This is a genomic window from Methylocystis heyeri, assembly GCF_004802635.2.
Classification (GTDB): domain Bacteria; phylum Pseudomonadota; class Alphaproteobacteria; order Rhizobiales; family Beijerinckiaceae; genus Methylocystis; species Methylocystis heyeri.
This window is the reverse complement of the sequence record NZ_CP046052.1, coordinates 3,944,471-3,964,368: the sequence shown is the minus strand read 5'-3', so window position 1 is coordinate 3,964,368 and position 19,898 is coordinate 3,944,471. Positions and strand designations below refer to the sequence as shown.

The window sequence follows — 19,898 nt, the reverse complement described above, 5'->3', positions numbered from 1 at the left end:
AAAACGGAGACGAAATGAACCACCCGGCGACGCCCCAACTCGGCGCGCACAACGCCAGAAACCTCGACCTCGACGGGCTGAACCACGGCTTCTTCACCCGCAACGGCGGCGTCTCGACCGGGGCTTATCAGTCGCTGAACGGCGGCGTCGGTTCGCGCGACGACAGGGCGAGCGTGCTGGAGAACAGGGCGCGCATGGCGGCGCGGCTCGGGGTCGGAGCGGAGCGCCTGCTCGTTCCCTATCAGATCCATTCGAGCTGCGCTGTCATTGTCGAGGAGCCCTGGGCCGAAGACGCCCGCCCCCAATGCGACAGCCTCGTCACCAGGACGAGAGGCCTCGCTCTCGGCGTCACGGGGGCCGATTGCGGCATGCTGCTGTTCGCCGACGCCAATGCCGGCGTGATCGGCGCGGCCCACGCGGGATGGAAAGGGGCGCTGACCGGAATCATCGAGGCGACCGTCGCCGCCATGGAGAGCCTCGGCGCGCGGCGGGCCGACGTCCATATCGCCCTCGGTCCGATGATCGGCCCGGCGAGCTACGAGGTCGGCCCGGAATTCGTGGAGAAATTCGCGGCGGAGGAGGCGTCTTATGGTCGCTTCTTCTCGCCGTCGCCACGGGAAGGGCATTCGATGTTCGATCTTCCCGCATTCATAGAAATGCGGATCGCCAGGCTGGAAGTCGCTTCCTTCGAGAATATCGGCGTCGACACCTACGCCGACGAGGATCGATGCTTCAGCTATCGGCGCAGCGTCCACAAGAACGAGCCCGATTACGGCCGGCTGGTCTCGGCGATCGCGCTGGACTGAATTTTCGACGCCAGCAGCGAAAAACGCCGCTGGTTGTGGCCGATGTTGCGCGGCAGGCGCACGGGCTCGAAGCCGCTGCGGCGCAGCCGCTCCTCCAGGACGCCGGGCTCATAGGCGGAAAAGCCGAGCTCCTTCCTGAGCCTGCGGTAGTCCGAAAAATACAGCCGCGCGAGGCTTGCGAGCGCCGCTGCGACGAATCCGCCGCGCCATGAAAATTCGAGCAGCGCCATGACGTCGCCGAGCGCCGCCCCGGCCGCGGTCGTCGGAATGTCGGAAAGCAGCAGGCGACCTTCCGGCTTCAGCTTGGAGCGCCACAGAGCCAGCAGGCGGGAGGTTTCCTCGGGCGGCACATATTGTATCAGCGAATTCGCGGCGACGAGATCGAGCGAGGCGTCCTCCACCGCCTCGAGGGCTCCGCCTTGCACGATCTCGATCCGGGGTTCGGCGGCAAAACGCCGCTCCAGCCTGCGGCGCACATTGGGCGCGGCGTCATAAAGAAGCAGGCGGGCGCAGCCTGCGGCCATGCGCGGCGCGCTTAAGGCCTCGCCGCAGCCGTAATCGAGAACCCGGGCTGCGGGACCCGGGATCTGCATGGCGATGTCCCGCGCCACGATCTCATAGTGGAGCCGCTTGTGGCGATCGCTGGCGTAAATGAAAGTTTCGCCGTTCCAGAAATCGAGCCAGGCCTGCGCCCGCGCCTGTCGCATCAATATTTCCAGATCAGCCCGATGGCGGTCGAAGTCGGCGTCGGCGGAAAAGGCGCGGCGCGTTTCAGCGCCGTGAGCGCCGCCTGATCCAGGGCCGTCGAACCGGAAGAATGCCGCAAGGCCTGATGCACGAGGTTTCCGTTGGGGTCGACATAGAAGGTTATTATGCCCTCGCTGTCCCTGCGCCCGCTCCCGTCGTGAAACTGGCGCTTGATATAGCCGAGCACCACCGAAAGATAAGTGGGCTTGGCCGTTCCGCCGGAAATCGGCGCGCTCCTGGCCGCGCCGCCGAGCTGGAAATCTGGCGTCGGGGCGAGCGAAGCCACCATATCCGCGATGGACTTCTGTTTTTCGCCGCGGGCGGCCTTGGGATCGGGCTGGGCGAATTTCTGGGGCTTGGGTCCGGGCTTCGGCGCCGCCTGCACCACAACCTCCCCCTCGCGCTTGTCCTCTTCCGGCCCGGTCGCCTCCGGCTCCTGGGCGGGCTGCGGCGCGGTCTCCTGCTGCAATTTGTCCTTGTGGGGATCCGGCTTCTCGGCGGTCTGCTCATTGGGCGCCGCGAGGCGCTGCGACTTGGTCTGGCTGTCGGGCGCCTCGCGATCCAGCTTCTCCTTGTTTTCCGCACGCGGCGCGTCAAAGGCCGGTTTCTCGTCCAGCGTGAGCTTAGGCGGAGGCGGCGGTTCCTGCTGCTTTTTCTCGGGCTGAGGCGGTTCTTCGGCTTTCGGCTCGGGCGGCGGAGGCTGCTGCTGGGCCTGTTGCTGCGGCGGCTCGGCGACGACTTCCACAGGAATTTCCTGCTCGGCGGTCATCACGGGCGCGCTCACTTTGTCTTCCAGCAGCAGCGCGCCGAGAAAGACGAGATGGATCGCCATGCAAATCAAAAAAAGCGCGGCGAAGCGCCATCGCCTCGCCTTCTCGGGACGATCCAGCCTTTCGTCCGGCCTCGCCCGCAGCAAAGTCATCCTCGAAAAATCGAACGAAGCGCTCAACTTACGCCAATCTCCCTGCGGGGGGACGAATCGGACGGCGCCGATCGTCGCACGCCCACTCGAACCGAGTGTCCCGCAACCTGTTGGACTATCCGCTATTTTCCCCAGGCGGCGCGCCGACGCAAGCGCGACGGCAATTCGACGGACCTCAATATGGCGCGGGACGGACAAGCTTGATAGCTTCCCGCCCATGGAAAAAGCCGTCCCCGATACGACACTGAAATCCAAAGACAAGCCGGGCGAGGCTGCGACGCCCATGATGGCGCAGTATCTCGAAATAAAGTCGGCCAATCCCGATTGCCTGCTGTTCTATCGGATGGGCGATTTCTACGAGCTTTTTTTCGAGGATGCGGTTCGCGCCTCCCAATCGCTGGGCATCATGCTCACCAAGCGCGGCAAGCACAGGGGCGAAGACATCCCGATGTGCGGCGTGCCGGTCGAACGCGCGAACGACTATCTCCAGAAGCTCATCGCCCTCGGCCATCGGGTGGCGGTATGCGAGCAGCTCGAAGACCCCGCCGAAGCAAAAAAGCGCGGCTCCAAATCGGTGGTGCGCCGGGATGTGGTGCGGCTCGTCACCCCCGGCACCGTCACCGAGGAAGTCCTGCTCGATCCCGCCCGGCCCAACGCTTTCGCGGCGCTGGCGCGCGCGCGCGGCGCCGATGGGGAGATGCGCTACGGGCTCGCCTGCGTCGACATTTCAACCGGCGCCTTCACGGCGCTCGAATGCGCCGAAAAAGACGTTCCCAGCGAACTCGCGCGCCTTGAGCCGCGGGAAATCGTCCTCCCCGAATCACTGTTCGCCGATGACCATCTGCGCGCCCTGCTGCAGGCCTGCGGCGCCCCGGTGACGCCGCTCGGCCGGGAGGCCGGAGAGAGCGCCGCCGAGCGGCGCCTGACGGATTTTTACGGCGTCGCGACCCTCGACGGACTGGGCCTCGGCTCCAAGGCCGAAATACTGGCCTGCGCCTGCGCAATATTTTATGTCGAACGCACCCAGAAAGCCGAGCGGCCGGCGCTCGCGCGCCCCATGAGCCAGCGCCACGCCGGCGCGCTGGAGATGGACGCCGCCACCAGGGCCAATCTCGAGATATCGAGGACCCTCGGCGGAGAACGCGAGGGCTCGCTGCTTTCAGTGGTCGATCTTACGGCGACGCCCGCCGGCGCGAGATTGCTGGCTGAGCGGATCGGGGCGCCCTCCACCGACCGCGAGGAGATAGCGCGCCGCCACGACGCGGCGGCGTTCTTCCTGAAGCACCCCCGCCTGCGCGAAGGCCTGCGCAACAGGCTCAAACGCGCGCCGGACCTCGCCCGTGCGCTGTCGCGCCTCTCCTTGCAACGCGGCGGCCCGCGCGATCTCGCGGCCGTAGGCTTAAGCCTTCTCGCCGCGCGGGAGATCGCCCATTTTCTCTCGGACGCCGAAGCGCCGGCGGAAATCGCCGCGGGTCTCGCGGAACTGTCGGCGGCCGACGTCTCCCTGCAGTTGAAGATCGCCGGGAGCCTCGTCGAGGAGCCGCCGCTCGATCGGCGCGGGGGCGGGTTCGTCCGGGCGGGCGTCGACGCGGAGCTCGATGAAGCGCGCGAGCTGCGCGATCAGAGCCGCCAGGTGGTGGCGGGGTTGCAGGCGAGATACGCCGAAGAGACCCTGATCAGGCAGCTAAAGATCAAGCACAACAACTTCCTGGGGTTTTTTATCGAGGTTCCGCAGGCTCAAGGGGAAAGGCTGCTGCGCGCTCCTTTCGAAAACAGCTTCACCCATCGCCAGACCATGGCGGACGCGATGCGCTTCTCCACCCGCGAGCTGGTCGAGCTCGACGCCAGGATCGCATCGGCGGGAGACCGGGCGCTGGCGCGAGAACTGTTTCTCTTCGACGCCCTCGCCGCCGAGATTCTCGCGCAATCGCCGGCGCTCCAGCGGCTCGGCGACGGCTTCGCCCGGCTCGATGTATTCTCGGCGCTCGGAGAACTCGCCGCGCAACGCGACTGGCGCCGGCCCGTGATCGACGAGTCGCTCGACTTCGAGATCGTCGGCGGGCGTCATCCGGTCGTGGAAGCCTCGCTGAAGGCCCAGGGAAAAATCTTCGCGCCCAACGGCTGCGAACTCTCCGGCGGCGCGGTCGCCGTCGTGACCGGCCCCAACATGGCCGGCAAATCCACCTTTCTGCGCCAGAACGCGCTGATCGTCCTGCTGGCCCAGGCGGGCTCTTTCGTGCCGGCGGAAAAAGCCCGCATCGGGATCGTCGATCGGTTGTTTTCGCGCGTCGGCGCTTCCGACGATCTCGCGCGCGGGCGCTCCACCTTCATGGTCGAAATGGTGGAAACCGCAGCCATATTGAACGGCGCGGGTCCGCGCGCTCTGGTGATTCTCGACGAGATCGGGCGCGGCACCGCGACTTTCGACGGGCTCTCGATCGCCTGGGCGACGATCGAGCATCTCCATGAGGTCAACCGCTGCCGGGCGATCTTCGCCACCCATTTCCATGAACTGACCCAGCTGACCAAAAAACTCCCGCGCCTCGTCAATCTCACCATGAGAGTCGCGGATCATGCCGGGGAGATCGTTTTCCTGCATGAAGTCATAAAAGGCGCGGCGGACCGCTCCTACGGCGTGCATGTCGCGGAGCTCGCCGGCCTGCCGCCGAGCGTGGTGGCGCGGGCGCATCACATACTGGGCGAGCTCGAGGCCGCCGATCGGCGCGCGCCGGTGGAAAAACTGATCGACGATCTCCCGCTGTTCTCCCACGCCGCGACCGCTCAGGCCAAGGCCGGCGATCCGCTTCGCGAGGCGCTGAAGGCGATCGACCCCGATGTTCTTTCGCCCCGGGAAGCGCTCGCGGCGCTCTATGAGCTGAAGATGAAGGCAGGGAAATCATAAATGCGCTCGCGACACAGAGGCGTCATTGCGAGCGCAGCGAAGCAATCCAGACATAAAGTCGGAATATATTGAAGAATTTTCGTAGCTCAGAATCGATTAGCGCTCGCAATGACGCTTTAATACTCTTGACTACTAACAGGCTATCCTGGATTTTACGTATCGACACGCCGAAACCTCTCGAGCATCGGCGTGGAAATTTCTCGCAACGGTTTCAAGATCAGGAGCCACGCTTTGCCTATTACAGCCTTCTACGCCAGCCTTCTTACGCCTCTGTTCCTTGTGCTCGCCGTCCGCGTCGTCGCCGTCAGAAAAAGCGCGCGGGTCGCTCTCGGCGATGGCGGCGACCGGGCGCTGCTGCGCCGCATCCGCGCGCACGCCAATTTCGCCGAATATGTTCCCTTGGCTTTGGTTCTGATGGGCCTCGCCGAAAGCCTCTCCGCCAGCGCCTGGCTGCTGCACGGAACCGGCGTGGCGCTGCTGGCCGGCAGGGCGCTCCACGCCTTCAGCGTCTCCCGGCAGAGAGAAGACATCAGGCACCGCGTCGCCGCCATGCTCACGACCTTTGCGGTTCTCGCGATATTGGCGGCGACCTGTTTCGTCCTGTCGGCGCGGCGCGCCTTCATGGGGTGAGGCTTTCCGGTTCAAATTGAACCGGAAAGCCAGGATTCATCGTGTTCTCGTGTTTGCTTCACGCGAACCGATATTCCCTTCGCCCGGAAACACTTCGTCATTCGTTACGGGCGAATTTCCGGGCGAGAGCCTTTTCGATATCGGGCAGAGGATGGCGGGCGAGGTCGCGATCGAGTTCGCCCTTCACCGCCGCCTGGGCCTTGGGCGTGAGTTCCTTGCGGATTTCGCCGAGCACGCGCGGCGGCGCCACGATCACGATCTCCTTCATCTCGCCGCCGGCGGCGGCCTTGTTGATGCGGTCCGCAATCTCCTTGGCGAAATGCTCTTTCTCGAGCTCGTGCCAGTCCGTGTTCTCGACGGCGCTGCGCGGCCCTCCCCGGGCGGCGTAGCGCCCAGGCGCATCCGAACCGAGATCGTGGTCTGCGTGATTCTCTTCCACCCGCGCCTCGATCACGCGCAGATCGAGCAGATCGGGGTCGCCGTGATTGTAGAGGAAGAGGGCGTGACGGCCGTCGCCGATCAGAACCCACGCGCCGTTGCGCACCGCGAAATTGTTCATGTTCCCTCCCGGATTTAGGTGTCCGTCATGGAAACTTGGGGGTTTCAGTCGCAGATGACAACTGCGGCTGCTCGCCGCGCCGGCGAAGATCGAGGTCAGCTCAGCCGAAGTGGACGCCGGTTCGGCGTGGGAAACGCGTTAAAACAAAAGCTCAGAGCGTATTCGTGTTTCCATGAAACATGAATACGCTCTGGCGCCTGCTCGACCTGCGGCGTTCGTTCCAACAGGCCTATCGGCCTTATACGTTGAGCCGCCTGTTCGGATTTGTGGACGCCATATCGGTTTGTGAAAAATCGTCGCCTTTAAAGAGAAGCGGCGAACGATAGGCCTTGGCGCAGGCATAGGACAGACAGTCCCCGAGATTGAGTCTCGCAGGATGTCTTCCTTTGCCAAAAGCCTCGAAGCAGGCGACGGCGAGCGCCCCGATCTCGTCGTTGATGGAAATGATCGACAAATCGGCCTCGCCGACGAAATCATCGAACAAGGCGTTGGCCTGCGCCGGCGAAACATCCAGCCTCGAAGCGAGCACCATGCAGGCTTCAAGCCGAACGACCGGCGAGGTGTATCGGCGCTCTGCGGCCGCGAGCCGTTGCGCGAGTTCGGTTGCGTCGTACTCGCGGCAAAGGATCGCGACGATTGCGGAAGTATCGACGAACATTACTGTCCCCAAATTTCGTCGATTTCATCTTTGGGAACGTCACGAGCGTCTGGGCCGGCGAGTCTCCGCGCCTTTTCTGCTAACCGCGCGAGCCGGTCGGGCAATGGAACAGTCTCGCGTTCACGTTTTAACTCGTTCTCCAACGCCGTGATGATGGCCTCGGTCATTGTGGTTTTGCGCTGGCCGGCCAGCCGTTTGGCGAGTTCAGCCGCGCGCGGATCTCGGATGCTGAGCATTTGAGCGTCCTTACAATGGCGTAATTACATATATACAACCCCGCCATTACACGGCAAGCTTGCGACTGTCTCCAGCGCCCCTTCGAAGCCCCGATCGACAAAAAACCCGGAAGCCTTTCAGCCCCCGGGTTTTTTTAATCTCGATCGGCTGTTTTCAGCCATTAGAGTGTTTTCGAGCGAAGTGGATACCGGTTCGCGTGAAGAAAACACGATAAAACAAGCGGATCTAGAGTCTTTCCGGTTCGATTTGAACCGGAAAGACTCTAGCCTTCGAGCAGGCGGCGCGCGATCACCTGGGCCTGGATTTCCGCGGCGCCCTCGAAGATGTTGAGGATGCGGGCGTCGCAGAGCACGCGCGAGACCGGATATTCCAGCGCGAAGCCGTTGCCGCCGTGGATCTGCAGGGCGTTGTCCGCCGCCGCCCAGGCGACGCGGGCGCCGAGCAGCTTGGCCATGCCGGCCTCGAGGTCGCAGCGCTTGCCCTCATCCTTGGCGCGCGCGGCAAAATAGGTGATCTGGCGGGCGATGTGGATCTCCACCGCCATGCTGACGATCTTGTCGAACACGCGCGGGAATGAGAACAGCGGCTTGCCGAACTGGATGCGCTCCTTGGCGTAGCGCAGGCCGAGATCGAGGGCGCATTGGGCGACGCCGAGAGCGCGCGCCGCAGTCTGGATGCGGGCGGACTCGAAGGTCTCCATCAGCTGCTTGAAGCCGTTGCCCTCGGCGCCGCCGAGGAGATTGGCCGCCGGCACCTCGAAATTGTCGAAGCCGATCTCGAACTCCTTCATGCCGCGATAGCCCAGCACCTCGATCTCGCCGCCGGTCATGCCCTTGGCCGGAAAGGGGTTCTCGTCGGTGCCGCGCGGCTTTTCGGCGAGCAGCATGGAGAGGCCCTTATAGCCTTTCTCATTGGGGTTGGTGCGCACCAGCAGCGTCATGACGTCCGCGCGGACCGGATGGGTGATCCAGGTCTTGTTGCCCACGACCTTGTAGACGTCGCCGTCGCGGGTCGCGCGCGTGCGCAGCCCGGCGAGGTCGGAGCCGTTGTTGGGCTCGGTGAAGACGGCGGTGGGGAGGATTTCGCCGCTCGCGATCCTCGGCAGATATTTCTGCTTTTGCTCCTTTGTGCCGCCGACGAGAATCAGCTCGCCCGCGATTTCCGAACGCGTGCCGAGCGAGCCGACGCCGATATAGGCGCGGGAAAGCTCCTCGGAGACGACGCACATCGCGATCTTGCCCATGCCGGAGCCGCCGAATTCTTCCGGAATGGTGAGGCCGAACACGCCGAGTTCGGCGAGGCCGCCGATGACCTCCAGCGGAATATATTCGTTTTTGGCGTGCCACTCCTGCGCGAAAGGCGTCACATTGTCGGAGGCGAATCTGCGCATTTCGGAGCGGATGGCTTCGAGCGTCTCGTCGAGGCCCGAGGCGCCGATGGTCTCGGCGGCTCCGTGATGATCGATGAGCTCCGCGAGCCGGGCGCGGTTGGCCGTGGTGGCGCCGGAAGCGATCAGGGCGTCGACCTCGGGGATGCGGCGCGCGGCGACGGCGGCCGGGGCGAGGCCGAAATCGGCAAGGCGGATGATCTCGCCCTGGCTCATCGGAATGCCGCCGAAGACCTGCGCCAGAAATTCGGCGAAGCCGAGCCGGGTGAGAAGATCCTCGGTTTCGCCATAGGCGCCCTCCGCCGAGAGGCGCTCGGCGTAATGGATCATCTCGCGCAGGCCCTGGAGATAGGTCGCAAACCAGGAAAGGCCGTGCGCGGCGTGCTGGTCGATTTCGATCAGCTCATTGGAAAGCTTGCCGTCCTTGGTGACGCGCGCGCGCACGCTGGCCAGCGCCTCGTTGTAAAGCGCATCGACGCTGGCGAGCGCGCTATGCGCGTCCTTGAGCCAGCTGGAAAGGTCGGGGTGCGTCGCTGTGGTCATTTTGATTGCTCTCGACAAGGCGTCCTTCGCGGGACGGGTTGAATTAATTTGGCCCCTACATGCCGATATTCTTCGCAACGCGCAATATCGCGCGGCGACGCAGACCGGCGTGCGCCTCAGAGCAAAATCCGAAAAAGTTGATAGACTTTTTCGATAAGATTTTGCTCCATCTTTTTGAATCTGGAGCGATTTCTTATCGACCAGACGATTCCGTCTGGTCGGAAAGCGCTCAGCGGCCCGAGAATTTGGGCTCGCGCTTCTCGAGAAAGGCCATGCGCCCCTCGGCATAATCGGCGCTGTCGAAACAGGCCGCCGCGAGGGCCTCGCATTGATCGGGGCTCGGCGCATGAGGCGCGTTTGACGCCGCCCGGATTGCCGCCTTGGCCGCCCGCAGAGTCAGCGGGGCGTTGAGCGCGATTTGCCGGGCGATCGCGTCGACCTCGAGATCGAAACCCTGAGCCGGCAGCAGCCGCCCTAGAAAGCCGCATTGCGCGGCTTCCCTGGCGCTGATGCGGCGCGCGGTGAAGAAGAGGTCCATCGCCGTCTGCGGCCCCACCGCCGCGACCACATAATGCATGGCGGCGGGGGGATAGCCGACCCCGAGCCTGCCGGCGGGAATGGCGAAAACCGAGTCCTCGCTGGCGATGCGAAGATCGCAGGCGGCGGCGAGCCCCATGCCGCCGCCCATGCAAAAGCCCGAGATCGCGGCGATCACCGGCTTCGACAGCTGCGCCAGCGCGTCGAAGGCCTCGACATTGGATTTCTCATAGGCCCGCCCGCCTTCGGCCGTCGCCCGCACGGTGGAGAATTCCGAAATATCGGCGCCCGAACAGAAAGGAAGCAAGGGCGCGCCCGCAAGCACGACGACCCGCGCCTCTTCCAGAGCTTCGATCTCGCCCATGATTTCCGGCAGCGCCCGCCACATCGAGAAATCAAAGGCGTTTTTGCGCGTCGGATTGTCGATCAGGACCCGCGCGACGCCATGGGCGATTTCGACGCGGATCCTGGGCGTCGATGAGACGATCGATGTCATGGGGCCTCGAAATAGTTTTGCAGCACGAGGCCGTAGATCGCCGTCAGCGCGTCGATGTCGGCGAGGCTCGCATTCTCGTCCACGGCGTGAATGGTCTCGTTCAAAAGCCCGAACTCCAGCACCTCGCAATCGCGCACGATGAAGCGCGCGTCGGATGTGCCGCCGCTGGTGGAAAGCTCCGGCCTGCGCCCGGCGATCTTTTCCACCGCCTTCGCCACCAGTTCTGTGAAGGCGCCGGGCTCGGTGAGAAAGGCGCGCGCATTGCAGGGCGCGAATTCCAGCTCTATCGCGGTGGCGCCGGCCGCAGCCAGGGCGAGTTCGCGAATGCGCGCCTGCAGGGTTTCGGGCGTCCAGAGGTCGTTGAAGCGAATGTTGAAGCTCGCCCGCGCGCGGGCCGGAATCACATTGACCGCCGGATTGCCGACGTCGATCGAGGTGACTTCGAGGTTGGAAGGCGAAAAATGCGCGGTTCCGTCGTCGAGCCGACAGCTCGCGAGGGCTGCGGCGATGCGGGCTATGGCGGGGACCGGATTATGGGCGCGCTCGGGATAGGCGACATGGCCCTGCCTCCCCTGCGCCACGACAACGCCGTTGAGCGAACCGCGCCGGCCGATCTTCATCATGTCGCCCAGCGCGTTCACATTGGTCGGCTCGCCGACGATGCAATGATCGAATATCTCGCCCTGCCCTTTGGCCCAGTCGAGCAGCTTGGCGGTGCCGTTGATGGAGGGGCCTTCCTCGTCGCCGGTGATCAGAAGAGAAATGGCGCCCTTCGGGGCGCCATGGCGGGCGACATAATCCAGCGCCGCGGCGACGAAAGCCGCTATGCCGCCTTTCATGTCCGAGGCGCCGCGGCCATAGATTTTGCCGTCGGCGATCTCGCCGCTGAAGGGATCGAAACGCCACCTCGCAATATCGCCGGGCGGCACGACGTCGGTATGGCCGGCGAAGACGAGATGCGGCTTTCCCGTTCCGATCTTTGCGAAAAGATTGTCGATGTCCGGCGTGCCCGGCGCGCTGAAGGTTTTTCGCCGGCAGACAAAGCCGGCCGCGGCGAGGGTCCGCTCCAGAACGCCGAGGGCGCCGGCGTCGGCGGGCGTCACCGAAGGACAGCGCAAAAGCTCGCGCGTCAGCGCGACGGCGGGCGAGAGCGCAATCATTGGGCGGCGCTTCTCTTTTCGGAAAAGCCGAGTTCGTAGATCGTCCACAGGACGATGACGGCCGCCGCGGCGTCGAAGGGGTAGACCTGCCAATGCGGCATGATCTCGGCCACCCGAACCTGCAGCCAGCGCGCCGCGCCGTCGAGGAAGACGGCGAAGGGCGCCAGGCTCGCGAGGCCCAGCGGCGCGGGCCGGCCGAGATCCCGGAAACGCTTGGCCGAGAGATTGACCAAGCTGACCGCGATCAGCGTGCCGACAATGGCGAAGAAGATCAGATAGGAATAGGCCAGCGCGACCACGGGGTCGAACAGCGGCGTCTTGGAGAGATCATGATTGGTGTAGGGCTCCAGCAGCAGCCAGAGCCCCAGGAAGGGCGCGAAAACGGCGAGCAGGGAAAGCGCGCCGCGCCGCCATGTGTCGCGGTCGACCCGCCCCTGGTCGCTGCGGAACAGAAAGCGGATGCGCTCGCTGGAGGGCCAGTCCGCCATCAGTCCCTCAAGAGTTCGTTGATGCCGGTCTTGCTGCGGGTCTGTGCGTCGACCGTCTTGACGATCACCGCGCAATAGAGCGACGGGCCGGCGGAGCCGTCGGGCAGCGGCTTGCCGGGCAGGCTGCCCGACACCACCACCGAATAGGGCGGCACGTAGCCGAGATGGACCTTGCCGGTGGCGCGGTCGATCACCTTGGTGGAGGCGCCGATGAAAACGCCCATGGAGAGCACCGAGCCCTTGCCGATCACGACGCCCTCGACAACCTCGGAGCGCGCGCCGATGAAGCAGTCGTCCTCGATGATGGTGGGATTGGCCTGAAGGGGCTCGAGCACGCCGCCGATGCCGACGCCGCCGGAAAGATGGACGTTCTTGCCGATCTGGGCGCAGGAGCCGACCGTCACCCAGGTGTCGACCATCGTGCCGGCGTCGACATAGGCGCCGAGATTGACGAAGGAAGGCATGAGGATCGCGCCCGGCGCGACGAAGGCGGAATGGCGCACGATCGCGCCCGGCACCGAGCGGAATCCCGCGGCGGCGTGCTCCTTGGCGCCCCAGCCCGCGAATTTGGACGGAACCTTGTCCCACCATGTGGCGCCGCCGGGACCGCCTTCGATCACCGACATGTCGTTGAGGCGGAAGGACAGCAGCACCGCCTTCTTGAGCCACTGATTGACCTTCCAGGAGTCGGGGCCGTCCTGGCCCTCGATCTTTTCGGCGACGCGCAGCTTGCCGGAGTCGAGCAGGCGCAGGGCGCTTTCCACGGCGTGGCGGATGTCGCCCTTGGTCTCGGGCGTGATGTTCGCCCTGTCCTCGAAGGCGGCGGTGATGAGGCTCTCGAGACCCGTATGCGGCATGGCTGGATCAAACTCCGGTGGAATCCTGGCCCGGTTGTAGGCGCGGCGACGGCGGTGTCAATGACTTCGGCGATCGCGGCGGGGCGATGCACTGTCCAGGACCACGCTTGCGGTTACCTACCGCCGGTGACCTGAAGGCCGAGATACCAAGAAAAAGCGTTGGTCTCCTTGGCGTGCTGGAGCCCTTTTCCGAGCGAGACGAGGAGATGAAACTCTTCGCTGAAATCATAGATCGCGCCGATATTGAACCCGGTCGATTGCGACCCGCCGACCTGGCTCGACGTCTGATGGAAAAACTCGGTTCCGAGCGCCAGTTTCTCGCTCACCTTGCGCTGAACGACCCAGCCCATAAAGGCGTAATTCCGATTGCCGGGACCGGGGTTTATCCAATAGCCGCCGCCTCCGAAAGTCGACCAGTCGCCCCAGTCCTTCTGCGCCCACAGCGGCAGGAAGACGCGCGTCCAGCCGCCGCCGAGACCAAGCGAAGGGCTTCCGGTCGGGGCCTCCACCAGGGGGTATAATGCGAGGGAGGGCGCCCAGCTCTCCTTGTTCTGCTCCATGAAGCGGTATTTCAGGCCGAATTCCGTGTCGCCCAAACCCCACCGCGCCGGCTCGCCGGTTGCGCGGTGGAAGGCCGCCGCCGGCTGGACGTGAAGCTGCACATTGGGAAAAATCCCAAAATTGCAGTCGCAAGCCGGCGCTATGGCGCCGGTCTCTCCGCTGATGCGCGTTCCTTGGGTGAAGGCATAGGCTTCCCAGTGCTGGTAATCGACCGGCTCCGGATCGTCGGTCAGATAGGGCGGGCCGGCCGAAGCCGGGGACGACAGCAAGACCGCCGCCGCAATGGCTGTGACGAACGCCCTCGGCCAAAGCCCATATCCGGCCTTCGCGTTCCTCAAGAAGCCAACTCCCGCTTGCTATATCTTCTGGGCGCCGGACGCCGGGTGACGCCCAGCCCTTTGCGGGAGAACGACGATCAGGACCACCATCGCAATCGCCAAAATCGCGGTGGCTTGGTAGCGGCTGAATTCCAATCCGCCTTGAGCCGCCGGCTTGTCCAGGAAATCGCCCAAGGTCGCGCCGAGCGGGCGCGTGAGAATGAAGGCCGCCCAAAACAGCGGAACATGGGAGATTTTGGTGAAGGCGTAAGCCGCCGCGACACCGGCGAGGCCGGCGCCGAACAGAAGCGCGCCGTTTAAGAAACCCATTTCGTTGGCATCCGCCACCCAATCGCCGAGCGCGGTGCCGAGCGTCTGGGACAGCAGGATGGTCATCCAGTAAAAGGCCTCGGCCCTGGGCGAAGAGAAGCTATTTACGGCGACGGCTCCCTCCGACCATCGCCAAGCGGCGAGCGAGGCCATCAGCATCAGGAAGAGGATCGAGGAGCCGCCGAAATAGCCGATCCCGAGCGAGCGGTCGGCGTAATCCGCCATCGTGGTTCCGACCGTCGTCGTCGCCACGATCGTCGCCCAGTAGAGAGACGGATTGAAGGCCACGCTCTTGATTTGCGCGGCGACCAGGACCGCAAAGGCGCTGAAGAAAACCAGAGTGCCGACGGCATAGCCGAGGTCCAGCGACATCGTCGCGGCGTCGCCGCCGGTTTCGCCGAGCGTCGTCGCGAGGATCTTGATCAGCCAGAATCCCAGCGTCACTTCCGGCGCTTTGCAGAGAGCGGCCTTAGTCTGGTTCATGTGCGCTTCCCGTGCATCGAATGGAGAAGAGCCGCCGGCGTCAAAGACTCGGCGGCTCTCACATATCAGACCTGTTCCAGCGCCGGCTTGCCTCGGCTCTCGGCCTCCGCCGGGGCGGGCAATGCTGCGCCGTCATAGCCGAAGAGCAGCTTCCAGAGGAAATTCCACTTCACATAGAGATATTTACGCACCGGCGTGTCGATCACGATCAGCAGGAAGCCGATCGAAAGCAGGCACCACACCGCCGGGGCTTCATTGAGATTATTGGTCAGCATGCGCGCCATGAACGGCCCCATGATGAAATGATAAAGCGTGAAGCGCCAGGACCCGTAGAGCAGCGGCAGGATGAAGGCGACGAAGCTGTAGCTGAAATAGCCGGTCAGCCCGTGCTCATAGGTCCAGTTGCCGATGCCGTTGGCGGGCACGTCCCAGGCGATGTGCCAATTGCCGCTGACGGAGCAGAGCCGGGTCGCGCAGAGCGCCCGGCCCGGCTCGCAGAGCCCCGCCCATTCGAAGGGATAGAGCTGCAGCAGCATGATGATCGCCGAGACGAAGCACAGGCCATAAACCGGCTTGTAGAGCCGCACCGCGACCTTCTCGGGCACGAAATGCATCGAGATGGCGTTGATGAAAAAGGGCTGAAAAGCGATATGCAGATAGCCGAGAATGGTCGCTATCTGGTTCGCGGGCAGCGAGCACTGGTTGATGACCGTATAGGTATAGGCCTGTAGCGCCTCCATGGACGCGAAATAGAGCAGCGTGCCCCACAGCGCCGCCGGCTCTTTCTTATAGGCTGCATAAAGCGCGCCGCTGACGCCCACCGTCGCCAGCGCCGTAGAGGCCTCACCGCTCCAACACATGATTTTCCCAGCCGTCGCATTGTGCGTTCCGGTCACCCGCAACGCAGATTAAAGAAAAGTTGACGGCGTTTTAGTCCAGGCTGCGTTTACGCTGCAAGCGCGCGGCCGGTCGTTCCAGGGCGCGTTCATGGCTCATGGAAACATGAACGCGCTCTAAGCTTTTGTTTTAACGCGCTTCCCACGCCGAACCGGCATCCACTTCGGCTGGAAACGCTCTAGTCTCGTATTTTAATGCTAGGCAGGCTGCGCGCCGGAGCGCCTTCGATTTTGACGGAATCAAAACCGGCGCTTCAGTTTCCCGATCTTCGCATTTTCCGGGTCGTCAGGCGTTTCCGCCTGACTTGAGAATACTTTAGCCGGCCTGGGCCTCTATGGCCTCCATGTCCTCGTCGGAGAGGCCGAAATGGTGGCCGACCTCATGCACGAGCACATGGGTGACGATCTCGGCGAGGGTTTCCTCGCCGTCGGCCCAGAAATCGAGGATCGGCCGGCGATAGAGCCAGACCATGTTGGGCTGGTCGCCCGTTTCGGAGAGATGTCCGCCCTGGGCGAGGCCGCGACCCTTGAACAGGCCGAGCAGGTCGTATTCGGTCTCGCACTCCATGTCGTCGAGCGTGTCGTCGTCGGGGAAGTCCTCGACGCGAATGAGGAGCCCTTCGCAAAGCCGGGTGAAGCGCGACGGCAGACTTGCGTAGGCGGCGCGCGCCAAGGCCTCGATATCCTCGAGCGTCGGCGCTTTCAGCGCCGCGAGGGCGGCGTCGTTGGAAATTTCAGCCATCGGCGAATCTGCCCTCTCTGCTCTGTTGCGGCCTTGCGCCCCCGGCGCGATGCGCCAGGAGCGCGATTCAGATCATCTCCAGTCGCGAACGTCCACGAAACGGCCGGCGATTGCCGCCGCCGCCGCCATGGCCGGCGACACGAGATGGGTGCGGCCCTTGAAGCCCTGCCGGCCCTCGAAGTTGCGGTTGGAGGTCGAGGCGCAGCGCTCTCCCGGCGCAAGCCGGTCGGGGTTCATGGCGAGGCACATGGAGCAGCCCGGCTCGCGCCATTCGAAACCCGCCGCAAGGAAGATCTTGTCCAGCCCCTCGGCCTCGGCCTGCTCCTTCACCAATCCGGAGCCCGGAACCACCAGGGCGTTGACGCGGGCGTTGACCTTCTTGCCTTTCACCACGTCGGCGGCGGCGCGAAGGTCCTCGATGCGGCCGTTGGTGCAGGAGCCGATGAACACGCGGTCGATGGCGATGTCGGTCAGCCTTTCGCCGCCCTTCAGGCCCATATATTCGAGAGCGCGCGCAATGGCGGCGCGCTTGGCCGGGTTTTTCGCGTCCTCGGGCGTCGGCACGAGGCCGGTGATGGGGGCGACGTCCTCAGGGCTGGTGCCCCAGGTCAGGATCGGGGGCAGGTTGGAGGCGTCGAGAGTGATCACGCGGTCGAAATGCGCGCCCTCGTCGGTGTGCAGCGTGTCCCAATAACGCCGGGCGGCTTCGAAGGCCTCGCCCTTCGGGGCCTTGGGACGATCCTTCAGATAGGCGTAGGTTTTCTCGTCCGGGGCGACCATGCCGGCGCGGGCGCCGCCCTCGATCGACATGTTGCAGACGGTCATGCGGCCTTCCATGGAAAGGTCGCGGATGGCCTCGCCGGCATATTCGATCACATGGCCGGTGCCGCCGGCCGTGCCGATTTCCCCGATGATGGCGAGCACGATGTCCTTTGCGGTCGCGCCGGGGGCGAGCTTGCCGTCGACGCGCACCAGCATATTGGCGGCTTTCTTCTGGATCAGGGTCTGGGTCGCCAGCACATGCTCGACCTCGGAAGTGCCGATGCCATGGGCGAGCGCGCCGAAGGCGCCATGGGTCGAGGTGTGGCTGTCGCCGCAGACGATGGTCGTGCCCGGCAAAGTGAAGCCCTGTTCCGGCCCGACGATATGCACCACGCCCTGACGGTGGTCGTGTTCATTGTAATATTCCACGCCGAATTCGGCGGCGTTGACGGCGAGCTGCCCGACCTGGGCGCGGCTCTCGGGGTCTTCGATCGGCTTCGAGCGGTCGGTGGTCGGCACATTATGATCGACGACGGCCAGGGTCTTGGTCGGCGCATGGACCTTCCGGCCGCTCACCCGCAGGCCTTCAAAGGCTTGCGGGCTGGTGACCTCGTGAATGAGATGGCGGTCGATATAGAGGAGACAGGAACCGTCCGCCTGGCTGTCGACGACGTGGTCGTCCCAGATTTTATCGTAAAGAGTGCGCGGCGCGGCAGAATTCGCTGACATTTCCCATCCTCTCGCCGCGTTGCGGCGGCTTCGACAACAATTGAGGCTCTTTTACGCGCATCCCGCGCCTCGTGGAAGTATATATCGGCCATGAATCAGCATGGAGCCTCGACCGCCCGGGCGGCTCTCCCCGCGGAGCTTTCGGCTGCGATCGCGCAGCTCCTCGAAGGGCGCGCCCGCAAGGAGCTGGCCGAGCGCGCGGCGCGCATCTCGGCGGGTTTTCGCGCCCGAAAAACCTCCCGGGAACTGCTGCGCGAGGATGACGACGCCCTCGCCTACGCCCTGACCCGGCTGCCCGCGACCTTCGCGGTCAACGCCGCCGTCATGCGCAGGATCTTGGAGGAGGCGCCCGACTTCTCTCCCCGCAGCCTGCTCGACGCCGGCTGCGGCCTCGCCAGCGCCGCCCTCGCCGCGCTCGAGTCCTGGCCGGCGATGGAGACGATCCGCCTTTTGGACAGAAGCCCCGAGTTCCTCGCTCTCGCTGCAAGGCTCAAGGCTTCGAGCCGGCACGCCGCGCTGGCCGAAGCCGCGCTGCTGACCGCCGATCTCGATGACATTCCGGCCGGAGAAGGCGAGGCGGATCTGGTCGTCGCCAGCTATGCCCTGACGGAAATCCCGGACCGCGCCCTCGAGGAGGTCGCCGAAGCGCTGTGGACGCGCGCGCGCGGCGCTCTGGTCCTCGTCGAGCCGGGCACGCCCCGCGATCACGCCCGCCTGATGGGCTTGCGGCGGCGCCTGATCGAGCTCGGCGCAAAAGTCGGCCTGCCTTGCCCGCATGATTCCGCCTGCCCGATGACGGAGCCGGATTGGTGCCATTTCGCGGCGCGGCTTCCGCGCTCGCGCGACCATATGCTGGCAAAGGGCGGCGAGGTCCCCTTCGAGGACGAGAAATACTGCTATCTCGTGGCGTTCAAACCGTCGCAGGCGGAGAGCGAAAAGGGCGCGCGCGTCCTGGCGCCGCCGCGCTCCAGCAAATGGGGCGTGGAGCTCGGCCTCTGCACGGCGCGGGGCCTGGAGCGGAAGACCTTTGCAAAGCGCGATAAGGGATTGTTTCAGATTATGCGGAAGGCTGAATGGGGCGATTCTGTCGCCCTGAAGGAAGGAAACGACCGATGACCCGCCCCAGGGTTGCTCCCTATCTCACCGTCTCGCCTGCAGCGGCCGCCATCGGCTTTTACGCCGGCGCCTTCGGCGCGACGCAACGCGCCCTCATGCCTTCCGTTGACGGCCTGCGCATCGCCCATTGCGAACTCACGATCAACGGCGGCTCGGTAATGCTCGCCGACGCTTTTCCGGAGTTCGGGCAATGCCGAACCCCCGTGCCGGCGGATCTCGCCACCGTTTCCGTCAGCCTGGAATATGACGCGCCCGAGCAGATCGACGAGGTCTGCGCCCGGGCGGCGAAACTCGGCGCCAAGATCGAAACCCAACCGACCAATTCCTTCTGGGGCACGCGCTACGCCTCCTTGCGCGATCCCTTTGGCCACCGATGGATATTGAACGCGCCGCTGGAACCCAAATAGCCCGCGAAGAGGCTTCAAAGCAAAGAAGGCGGCCCGTTTTTCGGACCGCCTTCAAATCTAAAGCGTTTCCAGCCGAAGTGGACGCCGGCTCGGCGCGGGAAGCGCGTTAAAACAAAAACTTAGAGCATATTCGCGTTTCCATGAAACATGAATACGCTCTAGGGGGCGCTATCGGCCTTACGCCGCTTCTTCCGCGGTCTGCACCGGGCCGGAATCCTTGCCCTTGGCGTCGACGTCGCGATCGACGAATTCGATCACCGCGAGCGGGGCGTTGTCGCCGTAGCGGAAGCCGGCCTTGAGCACGCGGGTGTAGCCGCCATTGCGCTCCTTGTAGCGCGGACCCAGCACGTCGAACAGCTTCCTGACCAGAGCGACATCCTTGATCTGGGCGATGGCCTGACGGCGCGCATGCAGATCGCCGCGCTTGCCGAGCGTGACCAGCTTCTCCACGATCGGACGCAGATCCTTGGCCTTGGGAAGGGTGGTGACGATCTGCTCGTGCTTGATGAGCGCCTGGGCCATATTGGCGAACATCGCCTTGCGATGCTCGTGAGTGCGGCCGAAGCGGCGCTTCTTATTGCGATGATACATTGGCTCTCTCCATTATTATGCGGCCGCCGTGCCAA

The 19,898-nt window shown here is 64.4% G+C and carries 21 protein-coding genes; 5 read left to right on the top strand and 16 right to left on the bottom strand.

The window, feature by feature from the left end:
- Positions 1-14 precede the first annotated feature (14 nt).
- The gene (gene pgeF / locus H2LOC_RS17890; protein WP_136497353.1) at positions 15-806 is read left to right on the top strand and encodes a peptidoglycan editing factor PgeF; all 792 of its coding nucleotides are present in this window, start codon (positions 15-17) and stop codon (positions 804-806) included.
- On the opposite strand, the gene H2LOC_RS17885 is transcribed toward pgeF, so the two are convergent.
- Together H2LOC_RS17885 and H2LOC_RS17880 are read right to left on the bottom strand one after the other, a co-directional pair.
- The gene (locus H2LOC_RS17885; protein WP_136497354.1) at positions 770-1,513 is read right to left on the bottom strand and encodes a class I SAM-dependent methyltransferase; all 744 of its coding nucleotides are present in this window, start codon (positions 1,511-1,513) and stop codon (positions 770-772) included. The two genes, pgeF and H2LOC_RS17885, sit on opposite strands and share 37 nt — an antisense overlap.
- Entirely contained in the window at positions 1,513-2,502 is a 990-nt protein-coding gene (locus tag H2LOC_RS17880) for an energy transducer TonB family protein (RefSeq protein ID WP_136497355.1), read from the bottom strand. Before H2LOC_RS17880 ends, H2LOC_RS17885 begins: the two co-directional genes overlap by 1 nt.
- A gap of 190 nt (positions 2,503-2,692) precedes the next feature.
- Between H2LOC_RS17880 and mutS the strand changes: the two genes are divergently transcribed.
- Together mutS and H2LOC_RS17870 are read left to right on the top strand one after the other, a co-directional pair.
- On the top strand, positions 2,693-5,377 hold the full coding sequence (gene mutS / locus H2LOC_RS17875) for a DNA mismatch repair protein MutS (protein WP_136497356.1): 2,685 nt from the start codon (positions 2,693-2,695) through the stop codon (positions 5,375-5,377).
- 231 nt (positions 5,378-5,608) lie between these two features.
- Complete coding sequence (locus H2LOC_RS17870) at positions 5,609-6,007, top strand: MAPEG family protein (RefSeq protein ID WP_136497357.1); 399 nt, start codon at positions 5,609-5,611, stop codon at positions 6,005-6,007.
- Positions 6,008-6,104: 97 nt separating this feature from the next.
- On the opposite strand, the gene H2LOC_RS17865 is transcribed toward H2LOC_RS17870, so the two are convergent.
- The 13 genes from H2LOC_RS17865 to leuC form a co-directional block, all read right to left on the bottom strand.
- Positions 6,105-6,566 carry a baeRF12 domain-containing protein gene (locus tag H2LOC_RS17865; RefSeq protein ID WP_136497358.1) on the bottom strand — a complete coding sequence of 154 codons (462 nt, stop codon included), beginning with the start codon at positions 6,564-6,566 and terminating at the stop codon, positions 6,105-6,107.
- A 238-nt stretch (positions 6,567-6,804) separates the two neighbouring features.
- A complete protein-coding gene (locus H2LOC_RS17860; RefSeq protein ID WP_136497359.1) occupies positions 6,805-7,224 on the bottom strand; it encodes a type II toxin-antitoxin system VapC family toxin in 420 nt (139 codons plus the stop codon).
- Positions 7,224-7,460: a type II toxin-antitoxin system VapB family antitoxin gene (locus H2LOC_RS17855; protein ID WP_136497360.1), complete on the bottom strand. Its 237-nt coding sequence runs from the start codon at positions 7,458-7,460 to the stop codon at positions 7,224-7,226. The genes H2LOC_RS17860 and H2LOC_RS17855 overlap by 1 nt, the downstream gene beginning before the upstream one ends.
- 263 nt (positions 7,461-7,723) lie before the next feature.
- Positions 7,724-9,391 carry an acyl-CoA dehydrogenase family protein gene (locus H2LOC_RS17850; RefSeq protein ID WP_136497361.1) on the bottom strand — a complete coding sequence of 556 codons (1,668 nt, stop codon included), beginning with the start codon at positions 9,389-9,391 and terminating at the stop codon, positions 7,724-7,726.
- A gap of 229 nt (positions 9,392-9,620) precedes the next feature.
- Entirely contained in the window at positions 9,621-10,424 is an 804-nt protein-coding gene (locus tag H2LOC_RS17845; RefSeq protein WP_136497362.1) for an enoyl-CoA hydratase, read from the bottom strand.
- A complete protein-coding gene (gene dapE, locus H2LOC_RS17840; protein WP_202620493.1) occupies positions 10,421-11,584 on the bottom strand; it encodes a succinyl-diaminopimelate desuccinylase in 1,164 nt (387 codons plus the stop codon). The genes H2LOC_RS17845 and dapE overlap by 4 nt, the downstream gene beginning before the upstream one ends.
- Entirely contained in the window at positions 11,581-12,072 is a 492-nt protein-coding gene (locus H2LOC_RS17835) for a hypothetical protein (protein WP_136497363.1), read from the bottom strand. The genes dapE and H2LOC_RS17835 overlap by 4 nt, the downstream gene beginning before the upstream one ends.
- Positions 12,072-12,929, bottom strand: coding sequence for a 2,3,4,5-tetrahydropyridine-2,6-dicarboxylate N-succinyltransferase (gene dapD / locus H2LOC_RS17830; RefSeq protein ID WP_136497364.1), 858 nt, complete (start codon positions 12,927-12,929; stop codon positions 12,072-12,074). The genes H2LOC_RS17835 and dapD overlap by 1 nt, the downstream gene beginning before the upstream one ends.
- 113 nt (positions 12,930-13,042) lie before the next feature.
- Positions 13,043-13,828 carry a transporter gene (locus H2LOC_RS17825; protein ID WP_136497365.1) on the bottom strand — a complete coding sequence of 262 codons (786 nt, stop codon included), beginning with the start codon at positions 13,826-13,828 and terminating at the stop codon, positions 13,043-13,045.
- An 18-nt stretch (positions 13,829-13,846) separates the two neighbouring features.
- On the bottom strand, positions 13,847-14,620 hold the full coding sequence (locus H2LOC_RS17820) for a COG4705 family protein (RefSeq protein WP_136497366.1): 774 nt from the start codon (positions 14,618-14,620) through the stop codon (positions 13,847-13,849).
- A 65-nt stretch (positions 14,621-14,685) separates the two neighbouring features.
- A complete protein-coding gene (locus tag H2LOC_RS17815) occupies positions 14,686-15,480 on the bottom strand; it encodes a DUF5765 domain-containing protein (protein WP_202620492.1) in 795 nt (264 codons plus the stop codon).
- A gap of 352 nt (positions 15,481-15,832) precedes the next feature.
- Complete coding sequence (locus H2LOC_RS17810; RefSeq protein ID WP_136497367.1) at positions 15,833-16,258, bottom strand: metallopeptidase family protein; 426 nt, start codon at positions 16,256-16,258, stop codon at positions 15,833-15,835.
- Between the two features lie 72 nt (positions 16,259-16,330).
- On the bottom strand, positions 16,331-17,749 hold the full coding sequence (leuC, locus tag H2LOC_RS17805; protein ID WP_136497368.1) for a 3-isopropylmalate dehydratase large subunit: 1,419 nt from the start codon (positions 17,747-17,749) through the stop codon (positions 16,331-16,333).
- 90 nt (positions 17,750-17,839) lie between these two features.
- Here leuC and H2LOC_RS17800 point away from each other — a divergent pair, with 90 nt between their 5' ends.
- Positions 17,840-18,865: a small ribosomal subunit Rsm22 family protein gene (locus H2LOC_RS17800; RefSeq protein WP_136497369.1), complete on the top strand. Its 1,026-nt coding sequence runs from the start codon at positions 17,840-17,842 to the stop codon at positions 18,863-18,865.
- Positions 18,862-19,272: a VOC family protein gene (locus H2LOC_RS17795; protein WP_202620491.1), complete on the top strand. Its 411-nt coding sequence runs from the start codon at positions 18,862-18,864 to the stop codon at positions 19,270-19,272. Before H2LOC_RS17800 ends, H2LOC_RS17795 begins: the two co-directional genes overlap by 4 nt.
- Before the next feature lie 177 nt (positions 19,273-19,449).
- Here the strand turns inward: H2LOC_RS17795 and rplQ are convergent, their stop codons facing one another.
- Entirely contained in the window at positions 19,450-19,863 is a 414-nt protein-coding gene (gene rplQ / locus H2LOC_RS17790) for a 50S ribosomal protein L17 (RefSeq protein WP_136497371.1), read from the bottom strand.
- Positions 19,864-19,898 lie beyond the last annotated feature (35 nt).

What these genes read in the sequence shown, in the direction of transcription:
- pgeF (WP_136497353.1), top strand. Translation starts at nt 15, where the DNA reads ATGAACCACCCGGCGACGCCCCAACTCGGCGCGCACAACGCCAGAAAC.
- H2LOC_RS17885 (WP_136497354.1), bottom strand. Translation starts at nt 1,513, where the DNA reads ATGCGACAGGCGCGGGCGCAGGCCTGGCTCGATTTCTGGAACGGCGAA.
- mutS (WP_136497356.1), top strand. Translation starts at nt 2,693, where the DNA reads ATGGAAAAAGCCGTCCCCGATACGACACTGAAATCCAAAGACAAGCCG.
- H2LOC_RS17865 (WP_136497358.1), bottom strand. Translation starts at nt 6,566, where the DNA reads ATGAACAATTTCGCGGTGCGCAACGGCGCGTGGGTTCTGATCGGCGAC.
- H2LOC_RS17860 (WP_136497359.1), bottom strand. Translation starts at nt 7,224, where the DNA reads ATGTTCGTCGATACTTCCGCAATCGTCGCGATCCTTTGCCGCGAGTAC.
- H2LOC_RS17855 (WP_136497360.1), bottom strand. Translation starts at nt 7,460, where the DNA reads ATGCTCAGCATCCGAGATCCGCGCGCGGCTGAACTCGCCAAACGGCTG.
- H2LOC_RS17850 (WP_136497361.1), bottom strand. Translation starts at nt 9,391, where the DNA reads ATGACCACAGCGACGCACCCCGACCTTTCCAGCTGGCTCAAGGACGCG.
- H2LOC_RS17845 (WP_136497362.1), bottom strand. Translation starts at nt 10,424, where the DNA reads ATGACATCGATCGTCTCATCGACGCCCAGGATCCGCGTCGAAATCGCC.
- dapE (WP_202620493.1), bottom strand. Translation starts at nt 11,584, where the DNA reads ATGATTGCGCTCTCGCCCGCCGTCGCGCTGACGCGCGAGCTTTTGCGC.
- H2LOC_RS17835 (WP_136497363.1), bottom strand. Translation starts at nt 12,072, where the DNA reads ATGGCGGACTGGCCCTCCAGCGAGCGCATCCGCTTTCTGTTCCGCAGC.
- dapD (WP_136497364.1), bottom strand. Translation starts at nt 12,929, where the DNA reads ATGCCGCATACGGGTCTCGAGAGCCTCATCACCGCCGCCTTCGAGGAC.
- H2LOC_RS17820 (WP_136497366.1), bottom strand. Translation starts at nt 14,620, where the DNA reads ATGAACCAGACTAAGGCCGCTCTCTGCAAAGCGCCGGAAGTGACGCTG.
- H2LOC_RS17815 (WP_202620492.1), bottom strand. Translation starts at nt 15,480, where the DNA reads ATGTGTTGGAGCGGTGAGGCCTCTACGGCGCTGGCGACGGTGGGCGTC.
- H2LOC_RS17810 (WP_136497367.1), bottom strand. Translation starts at nt 16,258, where the DNA reads ATGGCTGAAATTTCCAACGACGCCGCCCTCGCGGCGCTGAAAGCGCCG.
- leuC (WP_136497368.1), bottom strand. Translation starts at nt 17,749, where the DNA reads ATGTCAGCGAATTCTGCCGCGCCGCGCACTCTTTACGATAAAATCTGG.
- H2LOC_RS17800 (WP_136497369.1), top strand. Translation starts at nt 17,840, where the DNA reads ATGAATCAGCATGGAGCCTCGACCGCCCGGGCGGCTCTCCCCGCGGAG.
- H2LOC_RS17795 (WP_202620491.1), top strand. Translation starts at nt 18,862, where the DNA reads ATGACCCGCCCCAGGGTTGCTCCCTATCTCACCGTCTCGCCTGCAGCG.
- rplQ (WP_136497371.1), bottom strand. Translation starts at nt 19,863, where the DNA reads ATGTATCATCGCAATAAGAAGCGCCGCTTCGGCCGCACTCACGAGCAT.